This window comes from uncultured Ruminococcus sp. (assembly GCF_937915125.1).
Lineage (GTDB): Bacteria > Bacillota > Clostridia > Oscillospirales > Ruminococcaceae > Ruminococcus_C.
The window spans coordinates 26,731-49,008 of sequence record NZ_CALDMP010000042.1 but is presented as its reverse complement, the minus strand read 5'-3'; the positions used below and the strand labels follow the sequence as shown (position 1 = coordinate 49,008).

General features: G+C 50.6%; 22 protein-coding genes. 11 read left to right on the top strand and 11 right to left on the bottom strand.

Annotation, left to right across the window (positions count from 1 at the left end; translation table 11 throughout):
• Nucleotides 1–73 precede the first annotated feature (73 nt).
• The 8 genes from Q0418_RS04700 to Q0418_RS04665 form a co-directional block, all read right to left on the bottom strand.
• Nucleotides 74–655 (bottom strand): toprim domain-containing protein, encoded by a 582-nt coding sequence (locus Q0418_RS04700; protein WP_298482721.1) that lies wholly within the window; start codon nt 653–655, stop codon nt 74–76.
• Between the two features lies 1 nt (nt 656).
• Nucleotides 657–1,703, bottom strand: a complete 1,047-nt coding sequence (holA, locus tag Q0418_RS04695) for a DNA polymerase III subunit delta (RefSeq protein ID WP_298482719.1) — start codon at nt 1,701–1,703, stop codon at nt 657–659.
• Between the two features lie 35 nt (nt 1,704–1,738).
• The gene (locus tag Q0418_RS04690; RefSeq protein WP_298482717.1) at nt 1,739–3,802 is read right to left on the bottom strand and encodes a ComEC/Rec2 family competence protein; all 2,064 of its coding nucleotides are present in this window, start codon (nt 3,800–3,802) and stop codon (nt 1,739–1,741) included.
• A 13-nt stretch (nt 3,803–3,815) separates the two neighbouring features.
• Complete coding sequence (locus tag Q0418_RS04685) at nt 3,816–4,358, bottom strand: phosphoribosyltransferase family protein (protein ID WP_298482716.1); 543 nt, start codon at nt 4,356–4,358, stop codon at nt 3,816–3,818.
• A gap of 13 nt (nt 4,359–4,371) precedes the next feature.
• Nucleotides 4,372–4,734 (bottom strand): histidine triad nucleotide-binding protein, encoded by a 363-nt coding sequence (locus Q0418_RS04680; protein WP_298482714.1) that lies wholly within the window; start codon nt 4,732–4,734, stop codon nt 4,372–4,374.
• A 12-nt stretch (nt 4,735–4,746) separates the two neighbouring features.
• Nucleotides 4,747–7,383: an alanine--tRNA ligase gene (gene alaS, locus Q0418_RS04675; RefSeq protein ID WP_298482712.1), complete on the bottom strand. Its 2,637-nt coding sequence runs from the start codon at nt 7,381–7,383 to the stop codon at nt 4,747–4,749.
• 323 nt (nt 7,384–7,706) lie between these two features.
• Complete coding sequence (locus Q0418_RS04670; protein WP_298482710.1) at nt 7,707–8,858, bottom strand: ribose-phosphate pyrophosphokinase; 1,152 nt, start codon at nt 8,856–8,858, stop codon at nt 7,707–7,709.
• A 65-nt stretch (nt 8,859–8,923) separates the two neighbouring features.
• Entirely contained in the window at nt 8,924–9,457 is a 534-nt protein-coding gene (locus tag Q0418_RS04665; RefSeq protein WP_298482708.1) for an inorganic diphosphatase, read from the bottom strand.
• A gap of 325 nt (nt 9,458–9,782) precedes the next feature.
• Here Q0418_RS04665 and Q0418_RS04660 point away from each other — a divergent pair, with 325 nt between their 5' ends.
• The 11 genes from Q0418_RS04660 (at nt 9,783) to Q0418_RS04610 (ending at nt 20,027) form a co-directional block, all read left to right on the top strand.
• The gene (locus Q0418_RS04660) at nt 9,783–10,727 is read left to right on the top strand and encodes a MoxR family ATPase (RefSeq protein ID WP_298482706.1); all 945 of its coding nucleotides are present in this window, start codon (nt 9,783–9,785) and stop codon (nt 10,725–10,727) included.
• A gap of 5 nt (nt 10,728–10,732) precedes the next feature.
• Nucleotides 10,733–11,851, top strand: coding sequence for a DUF58 domain-containing protein (locus Q0418_RS04655; protein ID WP_298482704.1), 1,119 nt, complete (start codon nt 10,733–10,735; stop codon nt 11,849–11,851).
• Nucleotides 11,852–11,864: 13 nt separating this feature from the next.
• Entirely contained in the window at nt 11,865–14,492 is a 2,628-nt protein-coding gene (locus tag Q0418_RS04650) for a transglutaminase family protein (protein WP_298482702.1), read from the top strand.
• 17 nt (nt 14,493–14,509) lie between these two features.
• Nucleotides 14,510–15,139 carry a DUF308 domain-containing protein gene (locus tag Q0418_RS04645; RefSeq protein WP_298482700.1) on the top strand — a complete coding sequence of 210 codons (630 nt, stop codon included), beginning with the start codon at nt 14,510–14,512 and terminating at the stop codon, nt 15,137–15,139.
• A gap of 12 nt (nt 15,140–15,151) precedes the next feature.
• Nucleotides 15,152–15,928, top strand: a complete 777-nt coding sequence (locus Q0418_RS04640) for a histidinol-phosphatase (RefSeq protein ID WP_298482698.1) — start codon at nt 15,152–15,154, stop codon at nt 15,926–15,928.
• 218 nt (nt 15,929–16,146) lie between these two features.
• Nucleotides 16,147–16,344, top strand: coding sequence for a sulfur carrier protein ThiS (gene thiS, locus Q0418_RS04635; RefSeq protein WP_298482696.1), 198 nt, complete (start codon nt 16,147–16,149; stop codon nt 16,342–16,344).
• 113 nt (nt 16,345–16,457) lie between these two features.
• Entirely contained in the window at nt 16,458–17,237 is a 780-nt protein-coding gene (locus tag Q0418_RS04630; protein ID WP_298482694.1) for a thiazole synthase, read from the top strand.
• 16 nt (nt 17,238–17,253) lie between these two features.
• Nucleotides 17,254–18,423: a 2-iminoacetate synthase ThiH gene (thiH, locus tag Q0418_RS04625; protein ID WP_298482692.1), complete on the top strand. Its 1,170-nt coding sequence runs from the start codon at nt 17,254–17,256 to the stop codon at nt 18,421–18,423.
• A gap of 5 nt (nt 18,424–18,428) precedes the next feature.
• Nucleotides 18,429–19,007 carry a thiamine phosphate synthase gene (locus tag Q0418_RS04620; RefSeq protein WP_298482690.1) on the top strand — a complete coding sequence of 193 codons (579 nt, stop codon included), beginning with the start codon at nt 18,429–18,431 and terminating at the stop codon, nt 19,005–19,007.
• 17 nt (nt 19,008–19,024) lie between these two features.
• Nucleotides 19,025–19,336, top strand: a complete 312-nt coding sequence (locus tag Q0418_RS04615; RefSeq protein WP_298482688.1) for a cupin domain-containing protein — start codon at nt 19,025–19,027, stop codon at nt 19,334–19,336.
• Between the two features lie 22 nt (nt 19,337–19,358).
• Nucleotides 19,359–20,027 carry a YitT family protein gene (locus tag Q0418_RS04610; protein ID WP_298482686.1) on the top strand — a complete coding sequence of 223 codons (669 nt, stop codon included), beginning with the start codon at nt 19,359–19,361 and terminating at the stop codon, nt 20,025–20,027.
• 48 nt (nt 20,028–20,075) lie between these two features.
• Here the strand turns inward: Q0418_RS04610 and Q0418_RS04605 are convergent, their stop codons facing one another.
• From Q0418_RS04605 to clpP, 3 genes are read right to left on the bottom strand one after another with little or no spacing between them, the layout of a single operon-like run.
• A complete protein-coding gene (locus Q0418_RS04605; RefSeq protein WP_298482684.1) occupies nt 20,076–20,237 on the bottom strand; it encodes a hypothetical protein in 162 nt (53 codons plus the stop codon).
• Complete coding sequence (gene clpX / locus Q0418_RS04600) at nt 20,237–21,535, bottom strand: ATP-dependent Clp protease ATP-binding subunit ClpX (protein WP_298482683.1); 1,299 nt, start codon at nt 21,533–21,535, stop codon at nt 20,237–20,239. Before clpX ends, Q0418_RS04605 begins: the two co-directional genes overlap by 1 nt.
• A gap of 12 nt (nt 21,536–21,547) precedes the next feature.
• On the bottom strand, nt 21,548–22,138 hold the full coding sequence (gene clpP, locus Q0418_RS04595) for an ATP-dependent Clp endopeptidase proteolytic subunit ClpP (RefSeq protein WP_046436983.1): 591 nt from the start codon (nt 22,136–22,138) through the stop codon (nt 21,548–21,550).
• Nucleotides 22,139–22,278 lie beyond the last annotated feature (140 nt).

Genomic DNA, 22,278 nt, shown 5'->3' with positions numbered 1-22,278 from the left:
AGATCCCAAGGGTTATGGGAAAAAATAAAAAAAGAAAGGTGAAAGATGCAAATTGCATGGATAATCTCCTGTGTTATATGGTTTCCAACAACTGTGACAATTCCTGTTTTGTCATCATAGTATTGAGTACTTCCAACAGCGAAGCCGCCGAAAGCAGATCCGGCAGTCCAAGCTTTTTCTGGAGTGCTTTCCGGCGGGATTTGCTGTCTGCGCTGCCGGAAAGACCCAGTTCATACAAATCGTAACGAGTGATGGGGTCTGTTTTTTCCGGTACCTCATTGGTCAGCACACCTGCCTTTGCAAAGGCATCCAGCAGACGTTTTTTGTCGATACCCTCGACTCCCAGCTTACCCTCCGCAGAAGGCTTTTCCTTGCGGCGTTCCTTGCCATAGATATCGGGAATGTATACATGAGAAATCGTCCCGTCATGGATAGCGCCTTTGAGGTAATTGCGGATCTTAAATCCGGCGGTGTCGGAATCCGTCAGGATAATGACACCTGTTGTCTTGGCATAATACCGAATCAGCGCCATTTTTTCCGGGTCGTGAAAGATACGGAATCCGTTTGTGACAAGGATCACGGCGTCCAGGATCGACGACAGCTTGATCTTGTCATATTTTCCCTCCACAATAATTGCCTGTGCGATGTGTATCATGTCAACCTCCTGCAATGGCAAGCATTTTTACAATTGTCGCCTCCAGCAAAGTGCGCTCCTCTGCGGAAGTGGAATTCAGTTCCACCTCCAGATCCCGGAGCACCCGGATACAGGCACGAAGCCGTTCCGGCGGCAGACGGCGGCAGTCCCGAAAGGCATTCTGCACCATAAAATCAAAGCGGTAGCCGAAATCCTGCTTCATATCCCCCGGCTGTTTTCCGGCACGCATTGCCGCCGATGCCCGATACAAGTCCAAAAAGGATGAGGCAATGGCATGGACAATAAACGTGCGGTTGGTACGCATGGCGTAGAGCTTGTCCAACTCTTCCATTGCCGCCTTGGGTCGCTGGGAAACGACAGCTCTGGCGAGATTAAAGACGGTAGTCTCCAGCTGCGGCGAAGTGACCTCCCGCACCATGGCAACTGTAATAGTATTTCCCTTGTCTGCATAAGCGCAGAGTTTTTCCAGTTCGCTGCGCAGAATCAGGGTATTTCCCATACAGAGCCGCACCAGTTCTTCCGCACTGTCCAGCGGTAGGATACAGCCTCGTTTTTCTGCCAGTCCAGAGAGTTCCTTTGCCAATACCAATGGTGTTCGTTGTACCGCTTCACAGACTGTGCCATGTTTCGCAATACAGTCTATGAGCTTTTTATTTTTGCCTTGAGGTGTTTTTTTGCCGTCCTTCGGGTCAAAACCGGTGATGTCGAAAATCAGCACCGTAGCACCGCCGATCTCCGGCAGCAGTTCCAGCAACTGCTTCATCTGATCCTCCCGGAGTGAATCGGCGTTCAAGTCATGTACCTGAATACAGTTATACGCCGCAAACATGGAAAACTGCCGGGAAGCATCCTCCAGTTCTTTCAGTTCCAGCTTCTGCCCATCAAATTTCGTCAGAGCCATATCCGCATTGCCGCCGGTGGCTTTTTTGATAAGTGCTGTCGTCAGCTGGCGCACCTGCACCAGATCCGCACCGTAGATGTAGTAGAGATTTTGCAGTTCCCCTTTGCGAATCTGGGCAGCAAGCTGTTTCGGGTCACAGGTTGGCATGGTGAATGCTCCTTTCTAAATAACATATGTTGTTTCTATCCCAGTTTCTCCGCATTCCAAGAGCCATCTTCCCTCACCCGGATACACAAAGATGTCTCCTTGCTATACGTCTCTTCCGGCAGTGTATCCGCCTCAACGTTCCACGCAGTACAGATGACACCATCCCATGTACCCTCGGGCAACTCCGACAGCTTCGTGCCAATGCAAAATCGCAGCGTTCCATACTCGATTTCCACAACGCCGTTTTCCAGCGTAATCGCATATTGCATATCCCTGAGCACCAGCGCATCTGTCTGCTGGGGTATCGTCCCCATCAAATCTGTATCCGGTGGAATCCAGCAGCCTGTGGGGACTGCCGTTTCCTCTGCTTCTACAAATCCCAGCGTCGTGGGATAGGCAAGGCGCATCTGGTCGGCACGTTTGGTCAGGCAGAGAGAATCCAGATGGCGAATGCCACGCTCCGACAGATACGCCTGCACATAATCCGGATTCTTATGATGCCCTGTCAGGTCAATGACATCCGTCTTTCCCTGATATGTCACCACCAGAACCATCTCCTGCTTCTGTCCCAGTACCGCTATAGTAAAAATATTGCGTTCGCCCAACCGGTACACCATTTGTCCTGCAAGAAGAATTACGAACGACAGTACGAAAGAACCTGCCACTGCCCGGCGACTATGCTTCTGGAAAAAGACCAACAATACAAAGGCAGTCAGTAGTCCTGTCAGCACCGGCAGCATGTCCCAGCCAGTGGGAAACATGACGGGTACCAATTCCCGTAAACCATAGGCAAGGAGCATCAACAGATCATACAGCCAGCGCAGCACCAGACATATGGGCTTCGCCACAAATCCCACGCCGCCGGTCAGAAAAATGCCAAGTGACAACGTCAGCATCAGGGAACAAATGGGAACCAGCAGCAGATTTGCCACCGGAGCAGCCACAGAGATTTCCCGAAAAAATAGCATGGTCACCGGAAAAATACACACGGAAACACACCCTAATGCCGTCAGATGCCGGAGCGTACTCATAGGAAATTTTTCCCGCCGTATTCTCTTTGTCAGCCAGGGTGCAAAAACACCGATGCCGAAAGTACCTGCCATAGACAGCAAAAAGGATGTGTCCAGAATGAGGTAAGGATTTCCTAAAGTAAGGAGAATCCCGGCGAAGCACAGGGAATTGCATGTGTCCCCACGTCGGAAAAAGAGCGGTGCACTCTGCATCAACAGATACATGATGCCAGCACGGACAATAGAAACAGGTGTTCCTACCATCAGCGCATACAGCAGCACCCATATGACAGAACTGCCGAAACTCAGCCAACGGTGTAGATGGAGTCGCTGACAAAACCACATCCAGACGCTGAGCAATAGTACCAGATGGAGACCGGATACGGAAACCACATGGCGGATGCCGTGATGGGTCATGAGCTGGTCGGTCTCGTCAGAAATGGTTTCCTTTGTCCCCAGAAGCATTGCACTGACCATACCGCCGGCATCTTTTCCAGCAAGAACGCAGATACGAGTGGAAATACGCTCCCGGTATGCCTGGAGTATGCGGATGAGCTTTCCGTTTTTCGTTGGGGTACACTGCACAAACGCATCCGAAGCTGCCTCCAGAAAAATACCCTTCGCCCGGTAATAGCCTTGGCTTTTCCAGAGGTAATCGTCCTCCGGTATAGAAAATCCGCCGGCGACATCCAGCTGGTCGCCATATCTCGCGCCCAGATCGCTGGTACAAACCAGGATCTTTGCAGAGGTACCGTCAGCAAATTTCCCTTTCACCTGATAGGACGCCAGATCATTGTCATAAACTGTGACAGAAGTCACCTTTCCGGAAAAGGTCGTCATAGTGCCGTCATGTGTGGCAACAGGTGCATAAACCAGTACTGAATATGCCAACACAGCGCAAATTCCCGTGGTCAGAGATATGCCGATACAGAGTGCCTGTCCGGTGGTAACACGCCGGAATAGACGGAATGCTCCCAGCAGCATAAGAGCCGCCGGAAGCAGACACATCGTCACGGATGTCCGGCATGTCGCTCCGAGAAACAGCCCCGCAAGCCACGGAATGCCGATCCATACCATCGTCCGTCTCATATCTGCCCTGTCCTTAGTCCTTGAAGAACAACGGCAGTTGTTCCAGATAAATCAAATCATCGCGGGAAACAGCATCACCTTCTGCCAGCGGTGCAGCATTGCCAACGATCTCACCGCCTGCTGCTTTTACCAGCTGCTGCAATGCACGCAGGGACTCCCCGGTGCTGACCACATCGTCCACGATCAGAACACGCTTCCCCTTCATCCACGCCGCTTTGTCGCCGTCCAGATAAAGAGTCTGAATCGCTGCCGTGGTAATGGACTTCACCTGCACAGACAGTACGTCCGTCATATATCCTTTCACAGATTTCCGTGCGACGATATAGGGCACGTGCATCTGCCTGGACATTTCATATGCAAGGGGAATGCCCTTGGATTCCGCCGTGAGAATATAATCGCACGCCGGCACCTTTTTCGCCAGTTCCCTGGCACATGCCTCTGTCAGCTCCACATCGGAGAACAGGATAAAGGCTGCAATGTCCAGCTTTTTGCTGATGGAGCAGATTTTCAGCTCCCGTGTCAGCCCGGCAATGTGCAGCGTATAATATGCCGCCACAGACAGCACCTCCTTATTCTTCTACCGGCTGTACTGCATCAGCACCCCAGCCCATCTTCACGCCTGCAAGCATATGGAAGTGCAGGTGGAATACGGTCTGACCGGCATTTTCACCGCAGTTTGTAACAATACGATAGCCATCTTTCAAGCCCTGTTCCTCAGCGATCTTTGCAGCAACTTCGTAAATATGCCCTACCACAATGGAATTTTCCGGAGTGATGGCTGCGGCGCAGCAGATGTGCTGCTTCGGAATCAGCAGATAGTGAATGGGGGTAATGGGGTTGATATCTTTGAACACAAAAACCGTGTCGTCCTCATATACCTTTGTGCTGGGAATCTCTCCAGCAATAATTTTACAAAACAGGCAATCCTCCATGATTGTTCCTCCTCAGATAAATTCCTTGACAATGCCTTCCAATGCCATGAGCGCTTCGTCTACCATATAGGTTTTTCCAACACCTGCCATGGCACTGTCAGGCTTTCCGCCGCCCTTGCCGCCGGTGACAGCAGCTACACGCTGTACGATCTTGCCGGCATGTGCACCCTTTTCACGGGCTGCCGCAGAGCAAGCGCAGACCAGATTACCCTTTTCGCCGTTGACGCTGGCGAGTACAGCAACGACCGGTTCTTTCATATCCTTGATGTTATCGCCCATCTTGCGCAGTACCTGCGGTGTTGTGCCGTTGAGCATTGCAGAAACAATCTTCACGCCGCTGATCACCTTGGCACTGTCGAAAATTGCTGCCATCTTTGCATCGGAGATCTTCTGGTTTAGAGATTCGATCTGGCGATCCTTTTCCTTGTTTTCAGCCACCAGCGAAGCGCAGTGTGCTGCCAGATCTGTGGTATTGCTCAGCTTCATTGCCTTTGCCGCAGAAGCCATTGTCTCCTCATAGGAAGCCAGCAGTTCCAGCACGCCAGTACCGGTAACAGCCTCAATACGGCGCACGCCAGATGCCACAGAGCTTTCCGACAGAATACGGAACAACCCCAGCTTTGCCGTATTGTCCACATGTGTACCACCGCAGAATTCTACGGAGTAATTTTCCACGCTGACAACCCGGACAATATCGCCGTACTTCTCACCGAACAGTGCCATGGCGCCGATCTTGCGTGCTTCTTCAATGGGCAGTTCCTGAGTCACAACCGGGATCGCCGCCAGGATCTTTTCGTTGACGATCGCTTCAACCTGCTTGATCTCCTCATGAGTCATCGCTGTAAAATGAGAGAAGTCGAATCGGCAGCGGGAATCGGTTACCAGCTGACCTGCCTGATGCACATGGTCACCCAATACGGTACGCAGAGCTGCCTGGAGCAGATGGGCTGCGGTATGGTTACGCATGGTCTTTGCACGCTTTTCTGCGTTAATTCTTGCAGAAACCGTATCGCCTACACGCAGTTCGCCCTCGGTCATAACACCCAGATGCAGGAAATGGCCATCCTCCGTCTTGCTGGTGGTCTCTGCCTGGAAGGTACTTTCCGGTGTGCTGATGACGCCGGAATCACCGATCTGTCCGCCGCTTTCTGCATAGAACGGTGTCTTGTCCAGAACAATGACTACGGGTTCACCCTCTGCGGCAGCTTCGATGGGCTGGCTGTCACGGAAAATGGCAACGACCTTAGCATCCTCTTCGGCAGTATGAGTATAGCCTGTGAAAACAGTAGCCGGTGCGTCGATCTGAACGCCGCCGTCTGCCCAGGAAGATCCTGCCTTGTTCATATAGTCCTCACGTGCTCTTGTACGCTGCTCATTAACCAATGCTGTGAAACGCTCCCGATCTACAGAAACGCCCTGTTCTGCGGCAATTTCTTCTGTCAGGTCGATGGGGAAACCGTAAGTATCGCTGAGCTTGAATGCATCCTCACCAGATACCATAGTATTGCCCTCTGCCTTCAGCTGTTCCAGAATACCGGACAGCATATCGAAGCCCTTGTCGATGGTCTTTGCAAAGGTCTTTTCCTCTTCCTCCACAATTTTGCGGATGTATGCCTTTTTCTCCTCCAGTTCCGGATATGCACAGGCATTTTCCTGAATCACAGTCTCTACGACTTCATAGAGAAACGGCTTTTCAATACCGATCAGTCTGCCATAACGTGCCGCACGGCGGAGCAGACGGCGGAGTACATAGCCACGGCCTGCGTTGGACGGCATAACGCCATCACCGATCATAAAGGTCGTGCTGCGGATATGGTCGGTAATGACACGCAGTGCAACATCAGTTTTTTCATCTGCGCCGTATGTCACATTGGCAATGCGGCACACATGCTTCATGATATTCTGTACGGTATCCACCTCAAACAGATTGTCTACGCCTTGCATCACACAAGCCAGACGTTCCAGACCCATACCTGTATCAATATTCTTGTGCTCCATCTCTGTGTAGTGACCATTGCCGTCACTGTCAAACTGGCTGAATACCAGATTCCAGACCTCTACGTAGCGGTCGCAGTCGCAGCCTACCTTGCAATCCGGCTTGCCGCAGCCCTTTTCCGGACCACGGTCGAAGTAAATTTCCGAACAGGGACCGCAGGGACCAGAGCCATGTTCCCAGAAGTTATCCTCTCTGCCCAGACGTACCATATGCTCCGGGGATACGCCGATTTTCTGCGTCCACATGTCATAGGCTTCGTCGTCATTCTCAAAGACGGAAACATAGAGTTTGTCCTCCGGCATTTCCAGTACCTTGGTGAAGAATTCCCATGCCCAGCTGATGGCTTCGATCTTGAAATAGTCACCGAAAGAGAAATTGCCCAGCATTTCGAAATAGGTACCGTGGCGGGCAGTCTGTCCCACACGCTCAATATCCGGGGTGCGGATGCACTTCTGACAAGTCGTCACACGGGTATTCGGCGGAACAGCCTGACCCAGGAAATACTTTTTCAGTGGTGCCATGCCGGAATTGATCAGCAGGAGGCTCTTGTCCCCCTGGGGGATCAGCGAGAAGCTGGGGAGACGAGTGTGCCCCTTGCTCTCAAAGAAAGACAGATATTTTTCTCTTAATTCGTTTACACCTTGCCACTTCATTTGAATAAAAACTCCTTTGATTAAAATAGAAAAAGACCCTCGCCGCCAAATGGGACGAAGGCCTTCGTGTTACCACCCAAGTTCGGAAATGCATTGCATTGCATTTCCCTCGATGCACCATAACGCAGTGCATGCGTTCTGATTTCTCAGAAAGGCTCACGGGGAGCACCTGTACCCTGCTGAGACGTTTCCACCAGACACGTCCTCTCTGCACAGCAGAAGCTACAGTTATTCCGTTCATCGCCGTAATATATTCATATGATTCAGTATAACAAATCCTTTGCGGAATGTCAACGATTTTTTTGTGAAAATCCCTTATGCGATCAGGAATTCTCCTGATTTCTCCGTTCCAGCAGCGCCTTGATCTTGGCATTGGGGTCAATGACATTGCCGATGGAAACATCGTGGTTGAGTGCGGCAATGAAGTAGGAAATATACTTCGAGCAGTCCACCTCGTGGAACCATTCCCGGGACAGAAGCGCTTCAGTGCGATATGTCAGATTGGTGCTGAATACTGCATTGATATAGCCGTCCTCATATGCCTTGTCGAATTTCTCCAGCCCATTGACAAAGAGACCATAGGTCGCATAGCAGAATACCCGGCGTGCCTTGCGCTCTTTCAGTGCATAGGCAATATCCAGCATGGATTCACCAGAAGAAATGATGTCATCTGCAATAAAGACATCCTTGCCCTCAACAGAATTACCCAGATACTCATGTGCCACGATGGGGTTGCGGCCGCTGATGATCTTGGAATAATCCCGGCGCTTATAAAACATGCCCATCTGTACGCCCAGCATGGAAGCGTAATACATGTTACGGTTCAGTGCACCCTCGTCCGGACTGATGACCATAAACTCGTCCGGCGTGGTCTTCAGGTGGGGCACGGTCTGGAACATGGTTTTCAGCACCTGATAGGACGGCATCATATTATCAAAGCCCATGAGCGGAATGGCATTATGCACTCTGGGGTCATGTGCGTCGACTGTCAGAATATTGGAAACGCCCATCTGCGCCAGCTCCTGCAATGCACAGGCACAGTCCAGAGATTCCCGGTAGTTCCGGCGATGCTGACGGCCGCCGTAGAGAATGGGCATGATCACATTGATACGGTGTGCCTTGCCGCTGGTCGCCTGAATGATGCGCTTCAGATCCTGATAGTGATCATCCGGGGACATGGCATTCATCTGGTCGAACATCTGATACTTAATGTTATAATTGCCCACGTCCACAATGATGAACAGATCCTTGCCGCGGATGGTGGACTTGATCAGTCCCTTTCCATCGCCGGAAGAAAAACGAGGACATTCACACTCGATCAGGAATGTGTCTACATCATAACCGCCTTTATGTGCCCATTCAACGAGATAATCATTGATTTTGTTTCCCAGTTCCTTTGCGCCGTCCATTGCGATCAGTCCCAGGGGGGCTACACTGTTTCCGTGGTTGAACAAAATGTCTGATGCTGATACCATAACTCAAATACCTCTTTCTATTTCAATCGCCGTGCCGGCTCAAATTCGTCCGGTTCCCGGTGAGATTATCCCTTGCAGAATTTGTCGATATAATGTTCGATATCCGCGGCAATGATTTCCTTTGCCGAGTAAACATCTTCGACCTCATCTACCGCTGTGGTCTTGTGCTCCAGTTCCTTGTACACCTGGAAGAAGTGTACGATCTCTTCGAAAATATGACGGGGCAGATCATCAATGTTATGATACGTGTTATAGGTCGGATCATTGCAAGGAATGGCAACAATCTTGTCATCACGCTGACCGTTGTCGATCATATGAATGACACCGATGGGATAACAGCGAACCAATGTCATAGGATGAATTGTCTGAGAACAAAGCACCAGCACATCCAGCGGGTCGCCGTCATCAGCAAAGGTTCTCGGAATAAAGCCGTAATTTGCCGGATAGTGAGTTGAAGTATAGAGAATGCGGTCCATTTCCAGAATGCCGGTCTCTTTGTTCAGCTCATACTTGACCTTGCTGTTTTTCGGGATCTCAATTACTGCAACGAACTCATCCACTGTAATGCGCTTCGGGTTGATATCATGCCAGATATTCATGGCTCTCTTTTTCCTTTCCGTCAGAAGCATTGTCCCTCAGCCGCACAGACTGCCGCCTGCTGAAAGACCTGTACCTATTTAGTATATCATTTTTTATGGCTTTGTCAATACAAGCCGCCCCGATTTTTTATGATTTTCTGTTTTTTTCGCCATTTTAACCGAAAGCAAACAAAAATTATGGAGCGGATTTTGCAGAAAAGTCATACCATATACTTGCCAAACGGAGAAAAAAATGATATAATGAAAAAATGTAAATGCCAGGGTTTCCGACCTGTAAAACAGAAAATAAGTTCCTATCCATTGCGTATCATATCAGGAGGTTCTCATGCCAACAGCTGCAACACAACCCAACACACTCCCTGCCGCCGTTCTTGCCGAGGTACGCAAGGCGGTAGTGGGAAAAGATCTGATCCTGACAAAAGTACTTATTGCATTTCTTGCCGGCGGACATGTTCTCATGGAGGACATGCCAGGTGTGGGAAAAACTACTCTCGCCATGGCATTTTCCCGGGCGCTGGGACTTTCCTGCCGGCGTGTGCAGTTCACACCGGATGTGCTGCCGTCGGATCTGACGGGCTTTTCTGTCTATGAGAAGAATACTGGTAAGTTTGTTTTTCAGCCTGGTGCACTGTTCTGTCACCTGTTTCTTGCAGACGAGATCAACCGCACTTCCAGCAAGACTCAGGCAGCACTTCTGGAGGCTATGGAAGAGGGCAATGTGACGGTAGAGGGAAAAACTTACACGCTGCCAAAACCTCATCTGGTCATTGCTACTCAGAATCCGCTGGGCTGCGTGGGTACGCAGTCCCTGCCGGAATCTCAGCTGGACCGTTTTCTGATGCGGCTGCAAATGGGTTATCCCCAGATACAAGAGGAAGTCGCCATTCTTCGGGGCAGAGCTGTTCAGAATCCGCTGGAGCAGATCCGCCCGGTGATCACTGCGGAACAGCTTCTGCTGTTACAGCAGGAGGCAGCTTCGATCTATGTGGACGATCGGCTCTATTATTATGCCGCTTCTATTTCCAAAGCCACCAGAGAGCATCCCCAGGTGACGCTTGGCGTCAGTCCCCGGGGAACTCTGGCGCTGGTGCAGGCTGCAAAAGCCATGGCAATGCTCCGTGGGAGAGATTATCTTCTGCCGGATGATATCGTCCCCCTCTGCGAGGACGTGCTGGCACATCGTCTCATTGTCAAAAGCGGTGCCTCGCCGAAGCAAATTCTCGAAGAGATTATCCGCCGGGTTCCTGTTCCGGCGCCGGACAGACGGTGACGCCCATGTGGTATGTAAAACTGCTGTACCTGCTCCTGACAGGCATTGTCTATTTGTTTTCCATGCTCTATCTCCCGGAATTTTCCGTCTATCTGCTGATTAGTATGCTGCTTCTTCCTCTGGGATTTTTTGCGGCGGCGCTTTTCACAGGACGGAAACTGACAGTGCAGCTGACAGTCCCTTCTGCACCCATACATCCCGGCGAAGTCTGTGCCTGTACCATTCTTCTGAAAAATCCTACCCGACTGCCCATTGGTACAGTGAAGCTGGTACTTCAGGGAGATAATATGGTACTTGGGGACGGAGAGGCGTGGGAATTCCAGACTTCTGTCCCGGCAAAAGGCACAGCACAGCTGACGGTCTCTGTGATACCAGAACACTGCGGAGAAATCTGCCTTACGTTGAGGGGATTTCGTGTATTTGATCTGCTGCAACTGTTTTCTTACCGGAATACTGCGGTGCAGTCACAAGACCTTCTGATTCTGCCCCTTGTTCCACCGCCCCACGGTGAAAAGATACTTCTTTCGGGGAATCCGGGGCAGGCGGCGCAGATGCAGCCCACCACAGAACCGGAAGAATTTATGGGCGTGCGAAATTACCGAAACGGCGACCGGATGCGTGCGATCCACTGGAAACTCAGCAGCCGTTTTCCAGAGCCGGTCGTCCGGGAATATGGCATTCCCATCAAAACGCCAGTGGTTCTGGGCTTTCTCTACGCTCTGCATCCGCAGCTGACAGCGCCTGGGGACAGGCTGGATGCCATGCTGGAAGCGCTGACCGCCTTTGTGGAGATGGTTTGCAGCAGCGGTGATTCTATGACGCTGCTGATCTGTTGTGAAAATCAGTACCGACATCACGTGTTGTCCGCACCGGAAGAGCTGATACCCATACTCCGTTCCCTGCTGGTATCGGCGCCGGGAACGAACCCTTCCGCCTGCTGGAACACACTGGAACAAACCGGGGAACATGTCCCTTTCTGCATCACCGATAGTATCACTGCATCGCCGGAAAATATGACGATCTTTACGGCAGATGCGGCATCTGCCGGGAACGGCGGATGGGCAATCTCGCCGCGAAGTGCTGCGGAAACCGTATACCATGTTCTCACAGAATCCCTCACATAAAAAGGACGGTGCCATGATACATACAACGACTTCCATTTCTCTGCATATTCAGCCTGACCCGGCGTATGCCATGTCCGGACCCAGGCGAAACGGCTGGAATCTGCTGACGCTACTGTTGGCACTGCTGGGATTCGCCGGCACTTTGACGGTATTATTTTCCCTGTACCAGCCGGAATGCCGCACCGGAATGGTATGCATCATTGCCATAGCTGGTTTTTTCCTCGGAACGTTCTCCCAGCTTCTGCCCAGATACGGCGGCAGGATCTCCGGAATCTGTTTGCTTCTGGTGCTTGCTGTGCTGGTGCTGCGTGTCAGTCACACCACCGCCGGCATACAATACATCATCAATGCCATTTACAGTAATGCCCATCACACGGACATTCCCTATTACACAGTTTCCGCCGTATATGACCCTGTTTCCTGTGTTACACTGGTTGTCTGCTGCTTTACTGTCCTGCTGGCATATTTCATTGCCTTTTTCACCATAAAGCATCCGCATTTCACACTGACCGTTGGAGTGACATTCCTGCTCCTGGAGCCGGGGTTGTATCTGGGACTTTCTGTAAAACCGATTGTCATGGCACCGCTTCTGGCGTATTGGTGCGGTATGTTGGCGCTGTGTCTGGCGATGCCGTGCGGCAATGCACAGCCGAAAGCTGCCAGGCACACGGCAGCCGTTTGCGGTTCTGTCACGGCATTGTTTGTGCTGGCGGTGTATACTGCCGTTGTTCTGCTTGGAACGCTGGGCGGATACACACGCTCCGATGCAGACAGACAGCGTAAAAATGACCTGAGCCACAGTCTTTCCGACTTCGATATTCAGAATCTCCCGGAAAGTTTCCGGATGCTGGGTGCTTCACTGGGGTTTAAGAATACATCCCATGTGTCAAAATTGGGCACAAAATCCAGTCTGCATTTTCGGGATGAACCGGAACTGACGCTGACCTTTGACACGCTCCCGGACAGCACCATGTATCTCAAAGGTTATACAGGCGGCGAATACAAGGACAACAGCTGGACAGCTCCTGCGAAGGATACAAATGCTGCCCATGAGAAAACGGTGTATGATATTATCGAGAAATACGATTGTGCTCCACAGAATTTTTCCTTTTTGTTCCAGCGTTCTCTCCTGCCGGATACAGGAACATTCACCTGTACAATTACCCCGGAAAAACGGGATTCTCGGTATTATCAGCCCTATGTCTCCTTTTCCTCCGACGTATCATTTTTCGATGATTGGGACATAAGACCTGATGACCGGGAAATGTATTCCTGGACGGTCTCCGACCCACAGACCTGGGTAATTGCCACGCTGGCAGATGCCGATCTCCAGGAATACCAGATGAAAATGAAAAATATCGGAGAGAATACGTCCATACAAACGTTTCTGGAAACCCTGGGATTTTCAGATACTGGAACAGAAATCAGCGCACGTTTCAAGGAATCCCAGGCGGCGGTTTCTCCGGAGGAGATTCGGGGAAAAGTGATTCCGTCAATGCTTCTGGAATCCCTGGCATACCGTGATTATGCAAAGGATGCTTACAAAAAACTGCCTGATGAAGGGGCACTGGACGATGTTTATGAAGCACTTCCGGCATCTCTCACAGAAAAACATCCGGAAACGGCGGAGGAACAGTATGAGGCACTCTGTGAGATCCGGGCATGGATGGCGGAGCGTACGGAATACACCACTGCCCCCGGCAAAACGCCCAGCACGCGAGATTTCATTAGCTTTTTTCTCATGGAAAACCACAAGGGCTATTGCATGCACTATGCTTCTGCCGGAACGATTCTGGCGCGGTATCTGGGCATTCCGGCACGATATTGTGAGGGCTATCTTGTAGGAAATGATATGCTGAAAAGTGCTGAGGTCAGCGATGATGGATACACTATAACATTGACAGACCGACAGGCTCATGCCTGGTGTGAGTTTTACATTGACGGATACGGATGGATGCCCTTTGAAATGACGCCGGGCTATTACGGCACAAACGCTTCGGCGCAATCGACTGAGCCGTCTGATCCAAAAACCACAACTGCTACAGCAGAAAGCGCAGCGACAATAGCCAGTCAGGCATCGCTGACATCCACAACAAAAGCGGCAGAAACGATTTCCGGCAGCAGCGCAGCAACGATGCCAGACGGTGCAGAGAATTCCGAGAGCAACAATTCCCTGCCGCCGGAAGCTGCGCACAGCATATTTCCCCCATGGCTGATGCGAATACTGCTGGGCATTCTGATTGTTGGAATTCTGATCGGTGCTATTGTGCTTCTGCGGCTATGGCATATTCGGCGGCGAAATCGGATTATGCTGGATTCCCTGCATCCTCGACAAGCGGTCCTGACAGCATACCGGTATCTTTTCCATTTGCTGCGGTGGAGCGGACTGCGGTATAACGGGCAGCTGCTCATGGACTTCTGCGAAGAAGCCGTGGGGCATCTGGAGAAAAAACATCTGCCGTCTGAGGCTGCCGCTCAAATTATTCCTATGGCGCTGGCAATGGATCTGGGGCGAAAATACCCGGAAAAATCTGCACAGACAGAAGCAGTAACATCTGTCCAGGCGCTGGCACAATCCATTTATGCATCCTGCGATCCGCTGAAACGGATCTGCATGAAATATATACTGCATCTGTTCTGATGCGAAAGGAGTCTATTATGAAATCAAAATCCCTGAAATCCAAATCATCCAAGCGCACCCTTTATATACTGCTCCCCTTTGTTCTGCCCCTCTGTCTTATTGGCATGGGTATCCTGCTGCTTGTCAACGAAAATCTGTTCAACAAGATTTTCTTGTCCTTCGGCATACTGATCGCACTTATCGGTCTCATTGAAGTGGTCATTTATGCATCTCGCCGCAAGTTTGAGGTGCAGACGCAGTATCTGGTGACCGGTGTCGTACTTATGGTAATCGGCGCCGTCCTCATCATCGTTCCCTTTACGGTGAACACTTTGATCCCTGTACTTATCGGCATCTGTGTTCTGGCAAGCGGCATTTCCGGTGCAGTGAACACCATGACTTTCCGAAAAGAAAATTCTAACATTCTCATTCCCATAATCTTTGCCATCACAAACTGCCTGCTGGGCGTGTTCATTCTCATCTATGTGCTGTTTGTGAACCAGAATGCCGGCTGGAACATCATCGGCATTCTGATGATCATCAGCGGTGTTCTGCGTATGGTCAACGAAGTGCTCGCACGGATCTCCGTACCAAAATCCTCTGCTACTGTAGTGGAAACGGTTTGCGCAGACGATGCTGATAAGGCGAATTCTACAGAAGAACAGTGAGGAACCATTGATATGATCGCAAATTATCACACGCACACTGCCCGATGCCAGCATGCATGGGGCGAGGATAAAGAATATGTGGAACAGGCAATTGCTGCCGGCATGAAAGTGCTGGGGTTTTCGGATCACTGCCCCTGGGTATTTCCGGAGGGTTATGTTTCCCGCACCCGTATGTTCCCGGAACAGCTGGATGATTACTTTTATTCTTTGGAAGATCTGAAACGGGAATATGCAAGGGATATCACCATTTATGCTGGATTCGAGGCGGAGTATATCCCGGAACTGATGGAGGATCAGGAAAAGCTTCTGGAGGGTTATCCCGTTGACTATATGATCCTGGGGCAGCATTTCACAGCGAACGAAATGACTGCGCCGTATACAGGATTTCCCACGAATTCCAAGGCGGAACTGAAAAAATATGTTGACACGGTCATTTCCGGTATGGAAACGGGAAAATATGCTTATGTGGCGCATCCTGATTTATTCCACTTCACGGGACCAGACGAAGTATACGAGGAATATTTTCTCCGGCTATGCCAGTATCTGAAAGCTCATGACATTCCCGTGGAGATCAACCTGTTGGGTGTGGTAGAAAACCGGCACTACACCTCGGAGCGATTCCTAAAAATTGCCAAGAAAGCTGGGAATTCTGTGATTATCGGCTGCGATGCTCACACGCCGGATCGGCTGTCCAATGCGGAGTATGTCAATGCTTGCCGCAAGATGGCAGAGAAGCTTGAATTGCCAATCGTGGATTTCTTACCGGGATTGGGCGTAATTGAGCGATAATCCCTCCAGAAACAAATTTTTTTCTTGACAACCGCACTTAACTGTGGTATAATAATAATGAACTGAAAAAGCGTAAGAAAATGGGGTGCACCACCACGGGTGCAGCCCATTTTCTGTCTATATGCTGAAAATGCGTCGTTTTTTTGGATCCGGCGATGGAATTTGACGACAATTTGACGACATTTCTCGCCGTTTATTAACACTTCAAAGGAGGATGTATGATGCACGTGAACGGAAAAGAACTCTCCCTGGATAAACCCCGGACGCTGCTGGAATTTTTACAGGAACAGGGATATCAGATACAGCGGATCGCAGTGGAGCGAAACGGTGAAATCGTTCCCAAAGCAGATTATGGAACAGTACAGCTCAGCGACAGCGATGTCATTGAGGTGGTCGCATTTATGGGAGGGGGCTAAGAGCCAGAAAAAATGTGTACCGCTTCTTGCAAATCAGGTTTTGCTGCACTTTATGTTTGGCAAGCCGGATTTCGATTATACTGCGACAAATGATATAACGAAAGGTGATTCTTATGCAAACAATACAAAATGATCCGCTGATTCTCGGCGGAAAAGAATTTCATTCCCGGTTTATTCTCGGCTCCGGGAAGTTTTCTCTCCAGCTCATCCGGGATGTTATGGAGTACGGCGGCAGCGAAATTGCCACCATTGCCCTGCGGCGTGCCAATGCCGACAGCCCGGAGAATATTCTGGACTTTCTCCCGGAGCATCTGACGCTGCTGCCCAATACTTCCGGCGCCAGAAATGCTGAAGAGGCTGTCCGTATCGCACGGCTGTCCCGAGAACTGGGCTGCGGTGACTTTGTCAAGATCGAAGTCATTCCCGATGCAAAATACCTCCTGCCGGACAATGCGGAGACCATCCGTGCCACGGAAATTCTTGCAAAGGAGGGCTTCCATGTGCTACCTTATATGTACCCGGACTTGATCGCTGCACGTCGCCTTGCTGACGCAGGTGCAGCTGCCATTATGCCACTTGGTGCGCCCATCGGCAGCAACAAGGGTCTGCGCACCAAGGATTTCATCCAGATTCTCATTGACGAAATCGACCTGCCCATTATTGTAGATGCTGGCATCGGTGCGCCCTCTCAGGCATGTGAAGCCATGGAAATGGGTGCTGCTGCGGTAATGGCAAATACTGCTGTGGCAACGGCAGACAACTGTCCTATGATGGCACACGCTTTCAAGCTTGCCATTGAAGCCGGACGAGCAGCCTATCTGGCAAAGCTGGGACGTGTGCTGGATTCCGGCGCTGAGGCATCCAGCCCCCTGACCGGTTTTTTGCAGGACTGAGAAAGGAGCTGTTTACATGCGAAAAATCTATGACCCCATGGAATTTCAGCCGGGTATGCAGCAGATTGAATCAGATATTTTTGATCGGGTCATCCAGGCTCGAGAGCAATACCAGCCGGAATCCTATACCGCCAAGGATGTCCAGACTGCACTCCGCAAGGATGCCCTTTCCTTCGAGGATTTTGCGGCACTGCTCTCCCCTGCGGCAGAGCCCCTTCTGGAACAAATGGCACAGCGTGCCAAGTCGGAACGGGAAAAGCACTTCGGCAACAATGTACTCCTGTTCACACCCCTGTATATTTCCAACTACTGTGAAAACCAGTGCGTTTACTGCGGCTTCAACTGCAAAAATCCCATTGCGCGCTGCAAGCTGAATGCGGAAGAAATTGAAGCTGAAATGCAGGCAATTGCCAAAACCGGTATGCGTGAAGTATTGCTTCTGACTGGAGAAAGCCGCAGCGTTTCTGGTCCGGAGTATATTGCAGAAGCCGTCAGAATTGCCAAAAAATACTTTTCCACCATTGGGCTGGAAGTCTATCCCATGAATGCGGATGAATACGACATGCTCCGTCAGGCTGGTGCCGATTTTGTAACAGTGTTCCAGGAGACATATGATCTGGAACGCTATGGGGAAATGCACCTTGCCGGTGCAAAACGCTGTTTTCCGTACCGTGTCTCTGCACAGGAGCGTGCACTGATGGGCGGTATGCGTGGTGTAGGCTTTGGCGTTCTGCTGGGGCTTGCAGATTTTCGAAGAGATATGTTTGCTGCTGGTGTCCATGCAGCAATGCTGCAAAAAAAATATCCCCATGCTGAAATTGCACTGTCATTCCCACGGCTCCGTCCCTACAAGAACCATGAGGAGACCAATCCCCATGATGTACACGAGACCCAGTTACTGCAAATGATGTTGGCGTGCCGGATTTTCCTGCCCTTTGCCAGCTTTACCATTTCCACCCGGGAGCGTGCCGGATTTCGTGACCATGTGCTGCCACTTGCTGCCACGAAGATTTCCGCCGGCGTCAATGTGGGAATCGGCGGTCATAATGACCAGGGAGAACAAAAGGGTGACGCCCAGTTTGAGATTTCAGACCCACGCACGCTGGCAGAGATTCACGACGCCATTCTTGCCCAGGGAATGCAGCCGGTCTACACCGACTACATCAACACAAATACACTATGCTGATCTGTGTGACAAACCGACGTCTCTGTCGGGATGATTTTTTCCAGCGGCTTGACCAAATCGCAGCTGCCGGCGCAGATGCTGTTCTGCTCCGGGAAAAGGATTTGTCCGAGCCAGAATATGCTGATATGGCGATCTGCTGCCTGAAAATCTGTGAAAAATATGGGACAACACTTCTCCTGAACACCTTTGTGCACACGGCGATACAGCTACATCTGCCTGTGCAATTGCCAGTGCGAACGCTGTTGGAACTGCCCTGTACTATCCGGGAACAGCTGCTGGCAGTTGGTGCATCGGTGCACAGCCGGGAAGAAGCGGTACAAGCCCAAGCACATGGGGCAGACTGGCTCATTGCCGGGCATATCTTCCCCACCGCCTGCAAACCTGACCTGCCGCCCAGAGGGCTGACATTTCTCCGAGATATCTGCCAGAGTGTGACCATTCCAGTCTATGCCATCGGCGGAATTACGGCAGACAAGCAGGGCGCAGTATGTCAGGCAGGCGCTGCTGGATGCTGCGTGATGTCGGAGTGGATGCAGTGCGAAAGTCCGGAAAATACCATTTCTATTTGGAAACAAAATTCATGAAAGAAGAGGATTATAAGATGCATGAATGGACAACACCACCGAAGCACGTGAACTTTCAGGCAAAAAAGCTGTTCGGGGTTATGGGTCATATCATGGATGGGGCAATTGCCTATATGGATCTGGAAGGCGGTGGTCCCACGGAACCCCATACGCATGAGCATGATCATCTGTTTATCGTCACAGAAGGTGAAGCGAAAATTCTTCTGGGCGAGGAAACAGTGATCATTAAAAAAGATGAAGCATTTTTGGTGCAGGGAAAAATTCCGCACGCAGTCTGGAACAACGCTAACAGAAAAACCGTTATGATCGGTATTTCCGTAACAAATTAACCAATGGTCAGAGGTTTCCGACATGAACAAACATAAATTCGAACTGACAAAACGCTACATCTTATTTATTGTCAGCCTACTTTTCAGTGCATTGGGTGTGGCAATCACAAAAAAAGGAGAACTTGGGGTATCCCCCATCTCCTCAGTCGCAAATGTCATGAGCTTTCAGTTCTCACAGCTGTCGCTGGGCAGCTGGCTCATCATCTGGAACTGTGTGCTAATTCTTGGACAGATCCTGCTGCTGCGGAAAAAATACCAGTGGATCCAGCTGCTGCAAGTGCCACTGTCATTTCTGTTCGGCTGGTTCACGGATTTTGGAACATGGATGCTGTCCCTTTTTGAACCGAATCATTATCTGCTGCGTCTTGGACTTGTTCTCGCAGGAACAATTGTGCTTGGCTTCGGGATTTCCCTTGCTGTCATTGCAGACGTGATCATGAACTCCGGCGAAGCCTTTGTGAAGGCAATCTCGGACACCATTCACAAGGAATTCGGCAATGTTAAGATTGCCTTTGACATCAGCTGCGTGGTTCTGGCAGTGATACTTTCCTTCCTGTTTTTCCATACCCTTGTGGGCACACGGGAAGGAACAGTCATTGCGGCACTGTGTACCGGATTTGTTGTGAAATTTTTCAATGGACTGCTGCGAAAGCCAGTGGAAAAACTATTAATTGCGAAAACAAAAGAGTAGCACAAAACCTGTCTTGTGGAGGTTCCACTAAGACAGGTTTTTTCGCATTTATTCTGCTGCATCCGGTTCAGTATGTTCCGATTGCAGTTCTTCTATGAAAGCATCGATCAACTGAATGGCATGTTCCGTCTCGCCGCATTCCAAAAGAATTTTCAGAGAATCCAGCATGAAACGGACATTTTTGACATCCATCATACTCTGCTCAGCCATCAGGCACTCACCTCGGCCGGCGGTACATTGTCGATCTCTTTACCATCTGCGTCGTAGAATTTGGGGCGTGCAGTACCATTGACACAGTCTGCATCCACCACGATTGTCTTGACATGCTCCACAGACGGCGTGGTATACATGGTGTCCATAAGCGTGCCCTCCATAATGGAACGCAGACCACGAGCACCGGTTTTTCTGGAAATGGCTTCCTTTGCCACAGCTGTCAGCGCATCGTCCGTCAGTTTCAGCTGGATATCATCGAAGTCAAATAGCTTCTGATACTGTTTCACCAGTGCATTTTTCGGCTCTGTCAGAATACGGATGAGTGCCTCTTCGTCCAGATCATCCAGCGTCGTGATAACCGGCAGTCTGCCTACCAGTTCCGGCACCAGACCGAACTTCACCAGATCCTGCGGCGTTACCTGGCGGAAAATATTCACCAGATCCTTTTTCTGCTGAGCGATAGGTGCATCGAAGCCCAGAGATGCAGGCGCCATACGCTTCTGTATCAGCTTTTCCAGTCCGTCAAAAGCACCGCCGCAAATAAACAAGATATTCCGGGTATCCACGTGAATAAACTCCTGATTGGGATGCTTTCTGCCTCCCTGAGGCGGCACGTTGGATACAGTCCCCTCGATGATCTTCAGCAATGCCTGCTGCACGCCTTCGCCGCTGACATCTCTTGTCAGGGAAACATTCTCCGACTTTCGGGAGATTTTGTCGATCTCATCGATGTAGATAATGCCTCGTTCTGCCGCTTCTACGTCAAAATCTGCCGCCTGTAACAGACGCTGGAGTACGTTTTCCACGTCATCACCTACATAACCGGCTTCGGTGATGGTTGTTGCATCGGCAATAGCAAAGGGCACATCCAGAATTTTCGCCAGCGTCTGCGCCAGATACGTTTTTCCCACACCGGTGGGACCCAACAGCAGAACATTACTCTTTTGCAGTTCCACATCACGGGATTCCTCATCCTTGGACTGGTTCAGGATACGCTTGTAGTGGTTGTAAACGGAAACGGAGAGGGTAATTTTCGCCAGATCCTGACCCACCACATATTCGTCCAATGTCTTTTTGATCTCAGCCGGCTTCAGGAGACGGATCTGTGCCGGCTGCTTTGCGGATTTTTTCTTTGCCTTTGCGGCTGATGCCGGATTCACCGGACCGTACAGCATCTCATAGCAATATGTCACGCATTCACTGCATATATTGACATCTGCCGCAGAAATCATGCCCTCGACCATGTGCTCCGGTTTACCGCAGAAATTGCATCGTTTTTCTTTTTTCTCATCCATGCTCGGTTCCCCTTATCTGTGTGCGATCACCTTGTCAATCAAACCGTATTCCTTTGCCTCTGCCGCATACATATAGTTATCACGTTCTGTATCCCGTTCGATGACCTCCAAAGGCTTTCCGGTATTCTCTGCAAGAATCTCGTTCATCTTCTGACGAACACGTACCAGGTGATCAGAAGCGATCTTGATATCGGTGCACTGACCAGACAGACCGCCGGAGATCAGTGGCTGGTGGATCATGATCTCACTGTTGGGCAGAGCGATACGCTTTCCCTTTGCACCGGAGGACAGCAGAAATGCACCCATAGATGCTGCCATGCCGATGCAGATGGTAGAAACATCGCACTTGATATACTGCATGGTGTCATAGATCGCCATGCCGGCAGTGATGGAACCGCCCGGGCTGTTGATATACAGGGAGATATCCTTTTCGTTGTCCTGACCCTCCAGGTATAGCAGCTGCGCTACGACAAGACTTGCTGTTGCATCGTTTACCTGATCAGACAGCATAATGATGCGGTCATTCAGCAAGCGGGAGAAAATGTCGTAGGAACGTTCTCCGCGGCTGGTTTGTTCAACAACGTACGGTACTAAACTACTCATGTTTATCATCCTTTCTCCTTGCGGCTTTGCCGCAGCTCTGGATTTGCACTTCAGAGCATTTCTGTTTTTCGTCATAATTCGAAAATAGTGCAGATATCACAGTGGGCGAACACTACTGTTCGCCCAACTGCAAATGCCAT